This is a genomic window from Haloimpatiens massiliensis (assembly GCF_900184255.1).
GTDB lineage: Bacteria > Bacillota > Clostridia > Clostridiales > Clostridiaceae > Haloimpatiens > Haloimpatiens massiliensis.
This window is the reverse complement of record NZ_LT854639.1, coordinates 554,758-572,147: the sequence shown is the minus strand read 5'-3', so window position 1 is coordinate 572,147 and position 17,390 is coordinate 554,758. Positions and strand designations below refer to the sequence as shown.

Genomic DNA, 17,390 nt, shown 5'->3' with positions numbered 1-17,390 from the left:
CAGCGTTAAAGGGTTCAAGTGAATAATAAGGATTTATTTTATTATTAATTTGGGTGGAACCGCGATATACTCGTCCCATTTATGGGATGAGTTTAATTATTTTTTGTTAAAGTATGTTTAATTTTAAAATAATAATTAATGTAAAAAGTTTATTGATATAAACTTATCAATTGTCATCCAGAGGCTGAACTATCTTTATTCACCACATGTATAGAATAAGTTAGTAAAGTCGCGGAATAAATAAAGAAAAGGAGGAGTTAAAATGGTTAAAGTAACATTAAAGGATGGAAAAGTTATAGAGGTAGAAAAGGGCACCAAAGTTAGTGATATTGCTATGAAAATAAGTCCAGCGCTTTATAAAAAAGCCTTAGCTGCTAAAATAAACGGAGAGAAATCTGAGCTTATGACTGAGATAAATGAAGATTGTACTTTAGAAATATCAACTTTTGCAGATGAAGATGGAAAATGGGCTTTAAGACATACCGCATCACATATTTTAGCTCAAGCAGTAAAAAGACTATATCCTGAAGTTAAGTTAGCTATAGGACCAGCTATAGATACAGGATTTTATTATGATTTTGAAGCGGATTTTTCTTTTACACCAGAAATAATGGAAAATATAGAAAAAGAAATGAAAAAAATAGTTAAAGAAGATTTAAAATTAGAAAGATTTGAGCTTCCAAGAGAAGAAGCTATAAAATATGTAAGAGAAAAAGGCGAGGATTACAAAGTAGAACTTATAGAAGATTTGCCAGAAGATGCAGTAATTTCTTTCTATAGACAAGGTGAGTTTGTAGATTTATGTGCAGGTCCTCATGTACCATCTACAAAAAAAGTAAAGGCAGTAAAATTATTATCTTTGGCAGGAGCTTATTGGAGAGGCGATGAAAATAAGCAAATGTTACAAAGAATTTATGGAACAGCTTTTACAAAGAAGAGTGAACTTGATGAGTATATTCACATGCTAGAAGAAGCAAAAAAGAGAGATCACAGAAAACTTGGTAAGGAGCTTGGATTATTTGCAATACATGATGAAGGTCCAGGATTCCCATTCTTCTATCCAAAGGGAATGATTTTAAGAAATATACTTGAAGATTACTGGAGAGAAGTGCATAGAAAAGCAGGATATGATGAAATTAAAACTCCAATAATATTAAATGAAGCTTTATGGCATCAATCAGGACATTGGGATCACTACAAAGAAAATATGTACTTTACAAAAATTGACGAAGAAGATTATGCAGTAAAACCAATGAATTGTCCAGGAGCTATGTTAGTTTACAAGGATGGAATGCATTCTTATAGAGATTTACCTTTAAGATTAGGTGAACTTGGGCTTGTTCACAGACATGAACTTTCTGGTGCATTACACGGACTTATGAGAGTTAGATGCTTTACTCAAGATGATGCTCATATATTTATGACTAAGGAGCAAATAACTGATGAAGTACTTGGAGTAGTTAATTTAATAGATGAATTTTATAAAATGTTTGGATTTGAGTATTTTGTGGAACTTTCTACAAGACCAGAAAACTCTATGGGTAGTGATGAAGACTGGGAAGCTGCAACTAATGGATTAAGAGCTGCACTTGAAAAAGCAGGACTTGAATATAAAGTTAATGAAGGTGATGGAGCTTTTTATGGTCCAAAGATAGACTTCCATTTAAGAGATTGCATAGGAAGAACTTGGCAATGCGGAACAATTCAGCTAGATTTTCAATTGCCAGAAAGATTTGATCTTTCATATATAGGTGCAGATGGAGAAAAGCATAGACCTGTGACAGTACACAGAGTTGTGTTTGGTAGTATAGAAAGATTTATAGGTATATTAATAGAACACTTTGCAGGAGCATTTCCAACATGGTTAGCTCCAGTACAAGTTAAGGTTATGAATATAACTGATAGAAGCTTAGAATACTGTAAGGAAATAGAAACTAAGCTAAAAGAAAATGGTATAAGAGTAGAAACAGACTTTAGAAATGAAAAAATAGGATATAAAATAAGAGAAGCACAACTTCAAAAAATTCCGTATATGCTTGTGATTGGTGATAAAGAAATGACAGAGGAAAAAGTAGCAATTAGAAGTAGAAAAGAAGGGGATTTGGGAACTAACACTATAGATGAATTTATAGCTAATATAAAAGAAGAAGTATATAATAAAGTAAATAGTTTATAATATAGTGTTGACAGAAAAACCTTAATGTAGTAGAATATCATTGTTAACTTAATAGAAAATTTAATTTCAAGTAGAAACAGCCGTTTCTCACCTTACAGCACAGCTAGTAAGGTAAGTGATGATTACTTAATGTGATATATAAAGGACGGCATATGCCGTCCTTTTATTATATGTTTAATAACACCAGGAGGTGAATATTATTAGTAAAGATAAAAAGCACTTAGTAAATGAAGACATAAGAGCAAAAGAAATAAGAGTTATAGGTGATGATGGTTCACAACTCGGAATAATTTCATCTAGAGAAGCTTTGACTATAGCAGAGGAAAAGGAAATGGATTTAGTTATGATTTCGCCAAATGCTAATCCACCAGTATGCAGAATAATGGATTATGGCAAATTTATTTACGAACAATCCAAGAAAGAAAAAGAAGCTAAGAAGAAGCAAAATGTCATAAATGTCAAAGAAGTAAGATTAAGTCCTAAAATTGAAGAGCATGATTTGGAAGTAAAAGCAAAGAATGCAAGAAAGTTCTTAGAGGCTGGAAATAAGGTTAAAGTAACAGTTAGATTCAGAGGAAGAGAAGCTGATTATTCACATATAGGACGTAAAATATTAGATAATTTTTACAAAATATTAGAAGATGTTTGTGTAAAAGAAAAGGAAGCTAAATTAGAAGGAAGAAACATGATTATGGTTTTAGCTCCAAAAAGAGCATAATTGAGAGGAGGAGTTTAGTATGCCAAAAATGAAAACTCATAGAGGCGCAGCTAAAAGATTTAAAAAGACAGGAACAGGAAAATTAAAGAGAGCTAAGGCTTTCAAGAGCCACATATTAACTAAAAAGAGCTCTAAAACAAAGAGAAATTTAAGACAAACTTCATACGTATCTGAATCACAAGAAAAAGTAATGAAGAAAGTATTACCATATCTATAGTTTAGAGCTTAAAGCAGAAGGAGGTTTTTAAGATGGCAAGAGTTAAAAGAGCGGTAAATGCTCGTAAAAAACATAAAAAAGTATTAAAACTTGCAAAAGGATACTACGGTTCAAGAAGTAAATTATTTAAAGTTGCTAATCAATCAGTTATAAGAGCATTAAGAGATGCATATAGAGGAAGAAAATTAAAGAAGAGAGATTATAGAAAGTTATGGATAGCAAGAATAAATGCAGCTACTAGAATGAATGGTCTTTCTTACTCAAGATTTATGAATGGAATAAAGCTTGCAGGAATAGATATGAACAGAAAGATGCTTTCTGAAATAGCTATAAATGATCCAAAGGCATTTGCTGAATTGGTAGAAGTAGCAAAACAAAGTTTATAATATAAAAATGCGGCATGAAGTCGCATTTTTTTATTATATAAAGGTATAAAAGTATATTTTAGAATTTTGACAAACTTATATTAAATGATATAATGTTAGAATAATTATTAGCTTAAATTGATTCATAGGCATAAAATCGGGGTGAGATAATGTCGGAAATATTAAAAAATAAACCTAAATTTACTCCTGTACAAATATTAGCTATTGGATTTGCAATAGTTATATTGACGGGTGCTATTCTTTTAAATTTACCTATTGCATCAGCAAGTGGAACCAGGACACCTTTTATAGATTGTATATTTACATCTACTTCAGCAGTATGTGTCACAGGCCTTGTAACAGTGAATACCAGTACACATTGGACCTATTTTGGAAAAACTGTAATAATGCTGCTTATAGAAATTGGTGGGCTTGGCTTTATGTCTTTTGCTACAATGATAGCTTTGATACTTGGTAAAAGAATTACTTTAAAAGAAAGATTAGTAATGCAAGAAGCTATGAATTCTTTTTCATTACAAGGTATAGTGAAGCTAGCTAGATATGTGCTTTTCTTCACTTTTTTTATTCAATCTATGGGTGCATTGCTTTTATCTACACAATTCATACCAGAATATGGTTTGGGAAAGGGTATATACTTCAGTATATTCCATTCCATATCAGCTTTTTGTAATGCTGGATTTGATTTAACAGGAAATAGTTTAATACCCTATTCTAATAATGTTGTTGTAATAATGACCATATCCTTCCTAGTAATAATAGGGGGTTTAGGTTTCTTTGTGTGGGCAGAACTATATAATTATAAGCGTAGAAGAAAGATATCATTACATTCTAAGGTTGTAATTACTGCTACTGCAATTTTATTAGTTGGTGGCACTATACTGATGTTTTTATTTGAAAGCAACAATCCAGGAACTTTAAAAGGTAAAGGTATTTTAGAAAAGATGTTAAGTTCGTTCTTTGCAGCAGTAACACCAAGAACGGCGGGCTTTAACTCCATATCTACGGCAGATATGAGTACAGCAGGTATATTTTTAACGATATTATTAATGTTCGTGGGTGGTTCCCCAGGATCTACAGCTGGAGGTATAAAGACGTCTACTATGGGAGTACTTCTTATGACAGTTGTTTCTGTTATAAGAGGAAAAGAGGAAACGGAAATATTTAAAAAGAGAATAAATAAAGAAATAATTTATAGAGCTTTTTCTATTGTAGTAATAAGTTTAGGGCTGGTAATAACAGTAACTATGATTTTATCAATAACAGAAGTAGGATTTCCTTTTGAGTATTTGTTATATGAAGCTACTTCAGCTTTTGGTACAGTAGGTCTTACTTTAGGACTTACTTCTAAACTTACAACAATAGGGAAAATAGTTTTAGCTTTGACTATGTATGCAGGAAGAGTAGGTCCTTTAACTTTAGCATTGGCATTAGCTAAAAACAAAAAGAAAAGTTCTATTAAATATCCTGAAGATAAAATATTAGTTGGATAGGGGTGTTCTTATGAGTGGAAAACAATATGTAGTTATAGGGCTTGGAAGATTTGGAACTTCTGTTGCCGAAACTCTCTATAAATTAGGTAATGATGTGCTGGCATTAGATTCAGATGAAGATGTAATACAAGGAATAGCTGATAAAGTAACTCATGCAGTTCAAGCAGATTGTACAGATGAAAATAGTCTTAATGCTTTAGGAATTAAAAATTTTGATGTGGCTGTAGTAAGCATTGGTTCTAATATGCAGTCTAGTGTTATGGCTACTTTGCTAGCAAAGGAATTAGGTGTAAAACATATAATAGCTAAGGCTAATAACAAATTGCATGCTAAAGTTCTTTATAAAATAGGAGCAGATAGAGTTATATTCCCTGAAAGAGATATGGGAGTTAGAGTTGCCCATAATTTAGTATCATCAAATATATTAGATTATATTGAACTTTCATCAGAATATAGTATAGCAGAAATAGCAAGTCCAAAGGAATGGCATGGCAAGAGCTTAGTAGAGTTAAATGTCAGGTCTAGATATGGAATAAATATAATGGCTATTAAAAAAGGAAGTTATATAGATATATCCCCTTCAGCAGATGATATGATAGAAGAAGGAGATATTATAGTAGCTATAGGAAGCATCGAGGATATAAATAGATTAGAAAACATAATAAAATAGGCTGAGGTGCAGAACTTTGGATATAATAAGAAGTAAGGATAATAATATAATAAAAGAGGTAAAAAAATTAAAAGATAAAAAGCATAGAGAAGAAAAAGAAAGTTTTTTAGTAGAAGGATTTAGATTTGTAGAAGAAGCAATAAAATCTTCATTTACAGTAGAACAAATATTTATTGTTGATAAATGCATAAATAAATGGAAAAAAATGTGTGAAGATTTGAATTTAAAATCTAAAACTGCTATAGTCATATCAGAACAGGTTTTAAGGTCTATAAGTAATACAGATAATCCTCAAGGAATAATAGCTGTAGTTAAAAATGAAAAGGTTAAAATTAATTCTAAGGAAGGAATTTATTTATTAGCAGATAGAATACAGGATCCGGGAAATATGGGTACTATAATAAGAACAGCTCATGCAGTAGGAGCTTTAGGAGTTATAGTTACTAAGGGCACTGTGGATATATACAATGATAAGACCCTTCGTTCTACTATGGGTTCTATATTTAATATACCTGTTATTCAAGATAGGGATTTAACAATAGTAAAGGAACTGGTTAGTGAAGGATTTAAACTTGTAGCTAGTTATTTAGACAATGAAAGTGAAGATTTTTATAAGGTGGATTTACCCTCAAAGGGGATTTTCATTGTGGGTAATGAAGGTAATGGTATAAGTGAAGAAATAGTAAATATGTCCCACATTAAAGTTAAGATACCTATGCCAGGTGGAGCTGAATCCTTAAATGCCTCAGTGGCAGCTTCTATAATGATGTATGAATTTTTAAGGCAAAAGAATAAATGAATTTCTAAAACAATAAAACAAAATATTTTAAAATAGTTTCATATGATTTTAAAATATACACACAAAAGTACACTTGATAATCTATTTGAATTTATGGTATAGTAATTTATGAACTTAAAATAGTATATTTACAAACAGTGATGAAGAGAGTAGATATAGAAATGTTTACAGGGAGAAAAAACCATGGATTGAGAGTTTTTTTTAATTATATTCTATATTGAAGTTCACTTCGGAGTTCTAACTGCGAAATTATAGTAGTGGTTAGCGGATTTAACCGTTATTAATATTGAGAGGACTTTGTAAAAAGTCAATCAGGGTGGTACCGCGGATATATTCGTCCCTTTTTAGGGGCGTTTTTTTATTGCAAAATATTACATACTATATTGTTTATATGTAGCTTATGTACTATGCACAAATGGAGTCATTACAAGGGAAATTTTACCTTGGCGTATAAGATATTATTGAAAGGAGAGAAAAAAATGAAAGAGAATCTTCAATTAATAAAAGAAAATGCTTTAGAAGAACTAAAGAAAGTTGTAAGTAAAGATGAACTTGAAACTATAAGAGTAAAATATTTGGGTAAAAAAGGAGAGTTAACTTCTATTTTAAGAGGCATGGGAAAACTTTCTTCAGAAGAGAGACCTATTGTAGGTAAATTAGCAAATGAGGTTAGAGAGTGCATAGATAATTTAATTACTAAGGCAGCAGAGGATATAAAAAATGTAGAAAAACAAAAGAGACTTCAAAATGAAGTAATAGATATATCCATGCCAGGAAAAAAACAAAGGGTTGGTAAGAGGCATCCTTTAGATTTAACTCTGGAGAATATAAAAGATATATTTATATCTATGGGTTTTGCTATTGAAGAGGGCCCAGAGGTAGAAAAAGATTATTATAATTTTGAAGCTTTAAATATTCCCAAGGACCATCCAGCGAGAGGGGAGCAGGACACTTTTTATATAAATGATAATGTAGTACTTAGAACTCAAACTTCCCCTATACAAATAAGAACTATGGAAAATGAAAAACCACCTATAAAGATGATTGCTCCTGGTAAGGTTTATCGTTCAGATGACCTAGATGCTACCCATTCACCAATTTTCTATCAGGTAGAAGGACTTGTAATAGATAAGGGCATAACTTTTGCTGATTTAAAAGGGACTCTGGAAACTTTTGTAAAAAAAATGTTTGGTGATGAAATGGAAACCAAATTTAGACCACATCATTTCCCATTTACAGAACCTTCAGCAGAGATGGACGCTACTTGTTTTGTATGCGGTGGTAAAGGCTGTAGAGTATGCAAAAACAGTGGATGGATAGAAATATTAGGCTGTGGAATGGTTCATCCACAGGTTTTAAGAAATTGTGGTATAGACCCAGAGGTTTACAGTGGATTTGCCTTTGGATTTGGATTAGATAGAATGGTTATGCTTAAATATGGCATAGATGATATAAGACTTCTTTATGAAAGTGACATGAGATTTTTAGATCAATTCTAATAAATTATTCATTAGAAGTTTGTAATCTAATTACTACCTAAAAACTCTAGAACAGACAGTGGTGATTGGGGAACAAATAAAAGATTGGAAATTAATAATAGGAGGTAGATTAGAGTGTTAGTACCAGTAAAGTGGCTTAAAGATTATGTAGATATAAATGTTTCACCAAAAGAGTTAGCAGATAGATTGACTATGTCAGGATCAAAGGTTGAGGAGCTTATTGTAACTGGAGATGAAATACAAAAGGTTGTTACAGGAAAATTAGTAAAGATAGAAAAGCATCCAGATGCAGATAAGCTTTCTATATGTACTGTAGATATAGGAAAGGAAGAACCTATACAAATAGTTACAGCTGCTACAAATATGAAAGAGCAGGATGTGGTGCCGACAGCTCTACATGGTTCTACATTACATGGTGGGCTTAAAATCAAAAAAGGTAAATTAAGAGGAGTAGTTTCAAATGGTATGTTCTGTTCAGAAGAAGAATTGGGCATAGCAGGAGATGAGCCTGTTTATGGACTTATGATACTTCCACAGGACACTCCAGTAGGAAAGGATATTAAGGAAGTAGTCGATATGACTAGTGCTTTAATAGATTTTGAAATTACTTCTAATAGAAGAGATTGCTTTAGCATACTAGGCATGGCTAGGGAAACTGCAGCTACTTTAGGTGTAAGTTATAAAGCACCTTCATTAGATTACACTAGTAAATGTAGCGAAAATATAAACGATATTTTAAAAGTAGAAGTTAAAGATGAGCTTTGTAGAAGATATATGGCCAGAGGAGTTAAAAATATTAAAATACAGCCATCACCTTCATGGATGCAGGAAAGACTTTTAGAGGCTGAGGTTAGACCTATAAACAATATAGTTGATATAACTAACTTTGTTATGATTGAATTAGGTCAGCCAATGCATGCTTTTGATAGAAGAGACATAGAAGAAAATAAAATAGTTGTGGAAAAAGCTGTGGATGACCAAAAGTTTACTACTTTAGATGAAGAAGAAAGAAAATTAGATAGTAGTATGCTTTGTATAAAGGATGGAAATAGAACTGTTGCATTAGCAGGTATAATGGGTGGATTAAACTCAGAAGTTAAAGAGGACACTTCAGAAATAATATTTGAGTGTGCTAATTTCAATGGAGTTAATATAAGAAATTCTTCTAAAAAATTAGCTTTAAGAACAGAATCTTCATCTAAATTTGAAAAAGACTTAGATCCTAACCTAGTAGAGATTGCTATGAATAGGGCTTGTCACCTTATAGAAGAATTAGGTGCAGGAGAAGTTCTAGAAGGAACAATAGATGTATATAACGAAAAAGCAGAGCCACATACTTTAGATGTAGACTATAATTGGGTAAATAAATTTTTAGGCACAAATATACCAAAGGAAAGTATGAAAGAATACCTAGACAGATTAGATTTAAATACAGTTATTAATGGAGATATACTTCATATAACAGTACCTACTTTTAGATCTGATGTAAATATAAAAGAAGATGTAGCAGAAGAAATAGTTAGAATATATGGCTATAACAATGTAAAGAGTACTATGCCATCTAGTGAAACTGCAAAGGCTGGTAAAAATATAAGACAAAAACTAGAGGATAAAGTTATAGAAGCTTTAATTTCTAGTGGATTAAATCAATCCATAAGCTATTCATTTGTAAGTCCTAAAATATTTAATAAAATATTGCTACCAGAAAATAGTGAGCTTAGAAAAGTTGTTACAATTAAGAATCCTTTAGGCGAAGACTACAGTATAATGAGAACTACTACCATAGCTTCTATAATGGAATCTTTGCAAAGAAACTATACAAGAAGTAATGATAAGGTTAGATTATTTGAAATAGGAAAAGTTTATATAGCTAATGAAGACGAAAATAATTTACCAGAGGAGAGAAATATACTTACTATAGGAATGTATGGTGAGGTAGATTATTTCCATTTAAAAGGTGTAGTGGAGAATGTACTAGAAGTTTTAGGCGTGAAAAAAGCTTCATTTAAGCGTGAAAATCAAAATACGGCCTTCCATCCAGGAAAAACAGCTGCTTTATATGTGAGAAAAGAATGTTTAGGTATTTTAGGTGAAATACATCCGGATGTATGCGAAAACTATGAAGTAAATGAAAGATGTTATGTGGCAGAGTTGAATTTAGATATATTATTTAAAAATGCAGCATTAGAAAGAAAATATAAGCCACTTCCAAAATTCCCAGCAGTAACAAGAGATTTAGCTGTTTTAATAAATGAAGAGGTATTAGTTCAAGAAATAGAAGATATAATTAAGAAACAAGGTGGAAACTTATTAGAAAGCTACAGATTATTTGATGTATATCAAGGTAAGCAAATACCTGAAGGCAAGAAGAGTGTAGCATATGCTTTAATTTATAGATTAGAGGATAGAACTCTTACTGATAAAGAAGTTAACAAGGTTCATGATAAAATACTTAGATCTCTAGAGTATAAATTAGGTGCAGAATTAAGATAAAAATTCATTGCAAACCCTTATTAGTGTTTTATATACCATAAATATATGATACAATATAATAAAATATGGATAATATTATTTGAAAAAAATAAGATTCACTTTATCTAAGAGGGTGTTTAAATGAATACTATTACGGTTAAAATAAATGGTTTAGAATACAACTTAAAAGGTGAAGAATGTCAAGAGTATTTGCAGCAAGTAGCTACTTATGTAGATAACAAAATGCAGGATTTGATGGATAACAATGAAAAGTTAAGTGTTTCTGCTGCAGCAGTATTAACGGCATTGAATTCTGTGGATGAAAGGTTTAAGATAGAAGGCATATATAATGAACTTCTTCAAAAAACAAAGGATATTCAAAAGAATGAGGAGCTTTTAAAGGATCAAATACAATATCTTAAAAAGCAAATCACACATTTGGAGGAGTATAATTCTGAACTTCAAAATAGGTTAAGCTCTAGTAGTGATCAAAAGGAAATAGAAAAACATGAGCAAGTAATAGAAAATCTAAATGATCAGATTTCTATACTAGAAGAAAGTGCTAAAAGTTATTTAGCTGATAGGAATAAGTATAAGGCAGAAAATAAAGAGCTGAAATTCCAAATACATTCTGCTAAATACAAAATAATTAATTTGGAAAATAAGCTTTTAGAAAGCCAAATAGGCCTAGCTAAGGCTAAAAAGGAAATGAAAGTAAGTGTAGAAAAAAGTAGTTGATTAAAATGCTATCCTAAATTAGTAAAAGATTTAGGGTAGTATTTTTTTGTGATATTTATTTTTTACTTTGCATAGTAATATTTAAAAGATAAACTTAATAGGGGGAGGGCATAATGAAAGTATTATTATGCACAAGAGAAGATTACATGAGAAATTTTGAAGGAGATTCAAAACAGGTACTAAGAACTTACCAATACCTCAAAGAAAATGGAGTACAGGTGCATATAGATAATGGACATATAAGTGATTATTCACAATATGATATTATTCATTTATTCAATTTAACCAGGGTAGGTGAAATATATAAGTATTACAAAATTGCTCATGGATTTAAAAAACCGGTAGTAATATCACCTATTTATTGGGATATAGAGAAATACTATTTGTATAAAAAGGATGATGAAAAATTAAATTTATGGAAGAAATCTAATTTATATAGAGAAGAGATATTAAAAAGCTGTGATAGGGTATTTGCAAATAGCTATATGGAAAAGGAATTACTTATAAGGGAATTTGGAATATGTGGTGATGCGGTAGAGGTTGTGTATACTGGTGTAGAAGTAGAGCATGAAGATATACCATTATATAATTTTAGAGAAAGATATAAGTTAAACAAGTATGTACTTTGTGTTGGAAGAATATCACCTAAAAAGAATCAGCTAATGTTAGCAAGACTATGTGAAAAATTAGGAGTTCAATTAGTTATAATTGGAAAAGTTAAAAATAAGGAATATTTTAAAAGATGTATAAAATATAAAAATGTAGTGTACCTAGGATTTATGGACAGTTACAATATATATAATGCTTATAGATTTGCAAAGGTGCATGCATTAGTTAGTTTTGTGGAGAAACCAGGAATGTCATCATTGGAAGCAGCTGCTAGTGGGTGCAATATAGTATCTACCAGTGAAGGATGTGCTACAGAGTATTTTAGGGATATGGCTTATTATTGTAATCCTTATGAGGAGAAAACTATACTAGAGGCTTTAGAAAAAGCTATATATAAAAAGAAAGATGACACTTTAAAAGAATATGTAAAAAAACATTATAATTGGAGCGATAGTATTAAAAAAGTATATGAAGGATATTTATATACATTGAATAATATAAAATGAAAATATTTGAAGTTTGATTTTATAATTTAAGTAATGTAATACTTTTTGTGGGATAATCATATTATAAGTTTAGCGTATTAAAAAATTCTATTATTAAAGCAGCCTTTTTACAATAGTTTTGTATATAACTAATTCAACTTTTGCAGTCATAAAATAAAAATATAAAATTTAAAATGAAAAATAAAACTCTTTTAGAAATTAACTATAATTTGAAATTTGCAGGTAAGTAGTAGGTAATAGCTAAGAGCTAAGAAGTAAGAGTTAAGGATAAAACTCAGAGAGTTTTTTATAATTAATTTGCAAGTAATAGGTAATAAGTAATAGTTGTGCTGAAAATTCAGCCTTGCTGAATTTTTTCAAGAGCTTTTACTTTTTACCTATTAGTTCTTACCTTTTCACTCTTACTTTTTACTTCTTACCTTTTACCTACTCTATAAATTCCTATTTTACATTCTAAATTTAAAATTAAAAACCCTTATTAATCTAATGTAGGGTTTGAATTTTATGTGCGAAAGTTTGAGTAACTAACTTAAAAAGGATGCTTATAAAGTCAGTAGAGACAAAATTTTTATTGGAAAGTTTTGAGATGTGAATATCAATATTGACATATTTAAATATAAGTAGTATTATCTATATAGAAAAGGTTTTCCTAACCTTAAGGCTAATTTATTGTTAATATGTGTACTCAAATGTCATTATTACTAAATTATTTTACAATTAAGTAATATTTACTTACTTTTTTTTATACCTTTTAGAAAAGGTTTTCAAAAATAGAATTAAATTTACTTGGGGGGATATAAATTGAAAAGTAAAAAGCTAATATCTTTAGTATTAGGAACAACTTTAATTTTCTCTACAGCTTTAGTAGGATGTGGCAGTAAAGATGAAGAAAGTAAAACTGCTTCAAATGGAGAGAAAATAGATAAGGATCAATATTTAAATTTAATAGTCAGTGAAGAACCAAAAACATTAGATGCTTCTGTAGGTAATGATGATGTTTCTTATCAAATATTGAAAGAGGTTACTGAACCGCTTACAAGACTTGAACAAGATAAAAATGGAAATGACGTTATAAAACCAGCAGCAGCAGAAAAATGGGAAAGTAATGATGATGGAACAGAATGGACTTTTCGTTTGAGAGATAATAAGTGGTCTGATGGAAAAAAAGTTACAGCAAAGGATTTTGAATACGGCATAAAGAGAACACTTAACCCAAAGACAGGTTCACCTTATGCATTTTTACTATCACCAATAAAAGGCGCAGATGAGTACATGGCTGGCAAAGGAAGCGAGGATTCAATAGGGGTAAAAGCAATAGATGATAAGACACTAAAATTTGAATTAAAAAGTCCATGCTCATATTTCTTAGGTTTATCATATTTTAGAGTAATGCTACCTCAAAGACAAGATTTAATTGAAAAGCATGGAGAAAAATATGGTACTGAATTAGAGAAGCTTGCATTTTGTGGACCTTTTGTTATGAAGAAATGGGTACACAGTAGTGAAATAGTATTAGAGAAAAATAAAGACTATTGGGATAAGGATTCAGTAAAATTAGAAAAAGTAAATTTAAAAATGATAAAGGATGGAAATTCAGCAGCTAATTCTGTGTATAATGGATCTATAGATGCTTTAGAAGTAAGCAAACCAGAGTGGATAAAGAAACTAGATAATACTAATAAATTTAATATAGTAAAGGGATATAACCCAGATATAAGTTTTGAATTTTTTAATACCAAAGATAAATTATTTAAAAATGTAAATATTAGAAAAGCATTTTCTATAGCTATGGACAGAGAAGATATAGCTAAAGTTATATTCCATGGGCAATATGAGCCAGGTTACGGTTGGTGTCCTCCAAAGGTTCAAATAGGAGCTAATGGCGAATATAGGAAGATGGCCAATGAGGAACCAGTAAAAAAATTAAAGCAGGATAATCCTGATCCTAAAGCTCTCCTTATTAAAGGTTTAAAAGAATTAGGTATGGATTCAGATCCATCAAAATTAACAATGACTATATTATATTCAGGTACTAATCAAGGAACCAGGACTGGTGCAGAATACGATCAACAAATGTTTAAAAAAATATTAGGAATAAATGTTAAATCAGAATATGTTGAATGGCCAGTATTCCAAAAAAGAATAAATGAATATGATTATCAGATGGCAGGATTAATTTGGGGTGCAGATTACAATGATCCAAGTGCTTTATTTGATTTATTTATAACAGGCGCAGATATGATACCAACTGGATGGCAGAGTAAAGAATATGATAAAATAGTTAAGGAAGCTAGAACAACTTTAGATGTAAACAAGAGATTAGAATTATATAAGAAAGCAGAAAAAATTCTACTTTATGATGAAGCAGTTGTAGCACCAAAGTTATATACTAAGAGAAATATGTATGTTTATAAATATGTTAAGAATTTAATGAATCCTTTATTTGGAGTTAGAGAGTTTAAATACGCATATACTCAAGGTAGAGATAAATAATTTTGTAAAAAGCCTATGAAATTTAAAATTTCATAGGCTTTTTAACTGTTCTTTTAGTAAGCTCTTGTTATTTAGTGTATAATAAATATAACATTACATATTAGGAGCGATTTTAATGGATGCAGAAAAAAAAAATAGAAATATTAGCGCCAGCAGGAAGTTTAGAAAGTTTATATGCAGCAGTACAGGCAGGAGCAGATGCGATATATTTAGGAGGAAATAAATTTTCCGCAAGAGCCTATGCCTCTAATTTTGATGAATTAGTTATGATAAATGCAATAAATTATTGTCATGCTTATGGGGTAAAGGTTTATATAACAGTTAATACTTTGATTAAAGAAAAAGAGCTTAAAGAGCTTACGGATTATATAGGATTTTTATATAATATAGGGGTAGATGCCCTTATAGTTCAAGATATGGCAGTTATAAAAATTATTAAGGATAAGTTTCCAGGCTTTCCAGTGCACTCTTCTACCCAAACTACGGTACATAATGGAGAAGGGGCAAAACTTATGTGCTCTTTAGGAGTAGAGAGGGTAGTTTTAGCTAGAGAAATGTCCCTTAAGGAGATTGAATATATATCGAAAGATTTAAATATAGAGACAGAAATTTTTGTTCATGGGGCCCTTTGCATATGCTATTCCGGACAATGTCTTATGAGTAGTATGATAGGAGGAAGAAGTGGAAATAGAGGTAGGTGTGCTCAGCCATGCAGACTTCCTTATAATATTATAAATAAGATTACAGGAGAAGAAAAAAAAGCATATCTTTTAAGCCCAAAAGACATATGCAGCTTAGATTTTTTAAAGGAATTAGTTCATAGTGGAACTTCATCACTAAAGATAGAAGGAAGAATGAAAAGACCTGAATATGTGGCTGGAGTGGTGAGTATTTATAGAAATGCTTTGGATAGCATATATGAAAAAGGTTATATAGATAAAGAATATGTAAACTCTGGTTTAAATAAGCTTATGCAGCTTTTTAATAGAGAAGGTTTTTCTAAGGGGTATATGTTTAAAAATGAAGGAAAAGACATGATGGCATATAATTTTCCTAAAAATACAGGAGTGTTATTAGGGAAAAGTGATAATACTGGATTTGTTGTACTTCAAGAAGATTTGAAGGTGGAGGATGGAGTTAGATTTAGGCATAAGGGTTTTAAAGTATCCAAAATAATTAAAAATCGAAAGAGTGTAGAAAAAGCCTATAAAGGGGATGTGGTTAAAATATTCCCTTACAATTATAAAAATGGGGACACTCTTTATAAAACTTCTAATGTAGAGCTTTTAGAAAGTTTAAGTCTTTACTATAGGAATCCCTATGGCAAGAGAGTGGAAATGCCGTTAAAAGTTAAGTTTAAAATAGGTGAGAAAATAGAAATAAGCACAGAGTTTAATGGAAAAGAAATAAAAATTACAGGAGATATGGTGCAAAAGGCACTAAAAAGACCGCTAGATCAGCAAAGAATTATAGAAAATCTTTGTAAAACTAAGGATACACCTTTTGAGTTTTCACCAGTGGAATTTTCCTGTTATGAGGAAGGGTTTATGCCCATGTCTTCTATAAATAATGTGAGACGTGAACTAGTGCAGGAGATATATGATAATATTAAAGAAGCAAATTCTAGGGAAAAGCTATTTGAAGTCGTAAATGAACATAAAAACATAGGCGGGAAAACAGATGAGAAAATAGATAAAAAAACAGGTAAAAATGAAGCAGAAGTGAAAAATGTTGACCAGTGTCTGGTTTTAGTTTCTACAAAGGAACAGTTAAAGGCAGCTTTAGATATGCATATAAAAAGTATATGCGTAGATGCATTTATAAAAAATGAAAAATTCAATTTAGAAAGTTTAGGTCAAAAGGTTTATTTAAAAATACCTAATATATTAAAAGAGGGGGAATTTATCAAGACTTGCGATTATATAGAAAAGAATTTAGATAAAATACTAGGTATTATAACAGCTAATTTAGGTATAATTAATAAATTTAAACGCAGAACTTCCATAATAGGCGATTATAAGCTCAATATATTTAATAGTAAAGCACTGAATTTTTATGATAATTTGTTGGATATATGTGCTTTAAGTGTAGAATTAAACAGGGAAGAAATAAAAGACATAATAAAAAATGCAGATATAACAGCGCAATACGTTATTTATGGAAAGACAGAGCTTATGGTAAGTCAATATTGTCCTATAGGAAGTGTCATGGGGGGAATGAGTAGTGATAAAAAATGTAATGGAAAATGTAAGAGTGGAAGCTTTGTAATAAAGGATAGAACTGGAGCAGAATTCCCTATAATTACAGATAATTTCTGTAGAAGCCATATATATAATAGTGTAAGTAGTAATTTGATTCCTAATTTAGATAGTCTTAAGAAAATAGGTATAAAATATTTTAGGATAGATTTTATTGATGAAAATTATGAAGAAGTCTGCAAAGTTCTAAAGAGCTTTAATGAAGGAATATGGCAAGGGGAGTTTAATAATTATACTAGAGGGCACTTTAGAAGAGGAGTGGAATAATAGTGTGCTAGGGTGTTAGAGGGCCAGTGATAGTTGGCTAGCGTGCCAGTATTAAGTGTGTTAGTTACTGTTATGGAAATTTTCAAAACGAG

The 17,390-nt window shown here is 30.5% G+C and carries 13 protein-coding genes and 3 other annotated features (1 of these 16 running past the window's edge); all 13 genes read left to right on the top strand.

The features are described from left to right. Positions 1 to 81 (top strand) — a binding site (T-box leader) (it extends 138 nt beyond the left edge of the window). A gap of 181 nt (positions 82 to 262) precedes the next feature. Beyond that, positions 263 to 2,176 (top strand): threonine--tRNA ligase, encoded by a 1,914-nt coding sequence (gene thrS / locus C1715_RS07855; RefSeq protein ID WP_102399952.1) that lies wholly within the window; start codon positions 263 to 265, stop codon positions 2,174 to 2,176. A 62-nt stretch (positions 2,177 to 2,238) separates the two neighbouring features. Continuing rightward, positions 2,239 to 2,349: a sequence feature (ribosomal protein L20 leader region), on the top strand. Positions 2,350 to 2,366: 17 nt separating this feature from the next. Then, positions 2,367 to 2,894, top strand: coding sequence for a translation initiation factor IF-3 (gene infC / locus C1715_RS07850; protein ID WP_102399951.1), 528 nt, complete (start codon positions 2,367 to 2,369; stop codon positions 2,892 to 2,894). Positions 2,895 to 2,913: 19 nt separating this feature from the next. Continuing rightward, complete coding sequence (rpmI, locus tag C1715_RS07845; RefSeq protein ID WP_035287730.1) at positions 2,914 to 3,111, top strand: 50S ribosomal protein L35; 198 nt, start codon at positions 2,914 to 2,916, stop codon at positions 3,109 to 3,111. 32 nt (positions 3,112 to 3,143) lie between these two features. Continuing rightward, entirely contained in the window at positions 3,144 to 3,497 is a 354-nt protein-coding gene (gene rplT / locus C1715_RS07840) for a 50S ribosomal protein L20 (protein WP_102399950.1), read from the top strand. Between the two features lie 149 nt (positions 3,498 to 3,646). Continuing rightward, positions 3,647 to 4,987 (top strand): TrkH family potassium uptake protein, encoded by a 1,341-nt coding sequence (locus C1715_RS07835; protein ID WP_102399949.1) that lies wholly within the window; start codon positions 3,647 to 3,649, stop codon positions 4,985 to 4,987. A gap of 10 nt (positions 4,988 to 4,997) precedes the next feature. Then, the gene (locus C1715_RS07830; RefSeq protein ID WP_102399948.1) at positions 4,998 to 5,657 is read left to right on the top strand and encodes a potassium channel family protein; all 660 of its coding nucleotides are present in this window, start codon (positions 4,998 to 5,000) and stop codon (positions 5,655 to 5,657) included. A 16-nt stretch (positions 5,658 to 5,673) separates the two neighbouring features. Then, positions 5,674 to 6,456, top strand: a complete 783-nt coding sequence (locus C1715_RS07825) for a TrmH family RNA methyltransferase (RefSeq protein ID WP_102399947.1) — start codon at positions 5,674 to 5,676, stop codon at positions 6,454 to 6,456. Between the two features lie 128 nt (positions 6,457 to 6,584). Beyond that, positions 6,585 to 6,801 (top strand) — a binding site (T-box leader). A 134-nt stretch (positions 6,802 to 6,935) separates the two neighbouring features. Next, positions 6,936 to 7,955 (top strand): phenylalanine--tRNA ligase subunit alpha, encoded by a 1,020-nt coding sequence (gene pheS / locus C1715_RS07820; protein WP_102399946.1) that lies wholly within the window; start codon positions 6,936 to 6,938, stop codon positions 7,953 to 7,955. 114 nt (positions 7,956 to 8,069) lie between these two features. Continuing rightward, entirely contained in the window at positions 8,070 to 10,448 is a 2,379-nt protein-coding gene (gene pheT, locus C1715_RS07815) for a phenylalanine--tRNA ligase subunit beta (protein WP_102399945.1), read from the top strand. Between the two features lie 120 nt (positions 10,449 to 10,568). Beyond that, complete coding sequence (locus tag C1715_RS07810; RefSeq protein WP_102399944.1) at positions 10,569 to 11,165, top strand: cell division protein ZapA; 597 nt, start codon at positions 10,569 to 10,571, stop codon at positions 11,163 to 11,165. A gap of 113 nt (positions 11,166 to 11,278) precedes the next feature. Further along, positions 11,279 to 12,280, top strand: a complete 1,002-nt coding sequence (locus tag C1715_RS07805; RefSeq protein WP_102399943.1) for a glycosyltransferase family 4 protein — start codon at positions 11,279 to 11,281, stop codon at positions 12,278 to 12,280. Positions 12,281 to 13,081: 801 nt separating this feature from the next. Further along, positions 13,082 to 14,773 (top strand): peptide ABC transporter substrate-binding protein, encoded by a 1,692-nt coding sequence (locus C1715_RS07800; RefSeq protein ID WP_102399942.1) that lies wholly within the window; start codon positions 13,082 to 13,084, stop codon positions 14,771 to 14,773. A gap of 119 nt (positions 14,774 to 14,892) precedes the next feature. Continuing rightward, on the top strand, positions 14,893 to 17,298 hold the full coding sequence (locus tag C1715_RS07795; protein ID WP_102399941.1) for a U32 family peptidase: 2,406 nt from the start codon (positions 14,893 to 14,895) through the stop codon (positions 17,296 to 17,298). Positions 17,299 to 17,390 lie beyond the last annotated feature (92 nt).

Excerpts from the sequence above, each read along its gene's own strand:
- rplT (WP_102399950.1), top strand. The coding sequence starts at position 3,144 with ATGGCAAGAGTTAAAAGAGCGGTAAATGCTCGTAAAAAACATAAAAAA.
- pheS (WP_102399946.1), top strand. The coding sequence starts at position 6,936 with ATGAAAGAGAATCTTCAATTAATAAAAGAAAATGCTTTAGAAGAACTA.
- rpmI (WP_035287730.1), top strand. The coding sequence starts at position 2,914 with ATGCCAAAAATGAAAACTCATAGAGGCGCAGCTAAAAGATTTAAAAAG.
- C1715_RS07805 (WP_102399943.1), top strand. The coding sequence starts at position 11,279 with ATGAAAGTATTATTATGCACAAGAGAAGATTACATGAGAAATTTTGAA.
- C1715_RS07830 (WP_102399948.1), top strand. The coding sequence starts at position 4,998 with ATGAGTGGAAAACAATATGTAGTTATAGGGCTTGGAAGATTTGGAACT.
- C1715_RS07835 (WP_102399949.1), top strand. The coding sequence starts at position 3,647 with ATGTCGGAAATATTAAAAAATAAACCTAAATTTACTCCTGTACAAATA.
- C1715_RS07795 (WP_102399941.1), top strand. The coding sequence starts at position 14,893 with ATGCAGAAAAAAAAAATAGAAATATTAGCGCCAGCAGGAAGTTTAGAA.
- C1715_RS07810 (WP_102399944.1), top strand. The coding sequence starts at position 10,569 with ATGAATACTATTACGGTTAAAATAAATGGTTTAGAATACAACTTAAAA.
- thrS (WP_102399952.1), top strand. The coding sequence starts at position 263 with ATGGTTAAAGTAACATTAAAGGATGGAAAAGTTATAGAGGTAGAAAAG.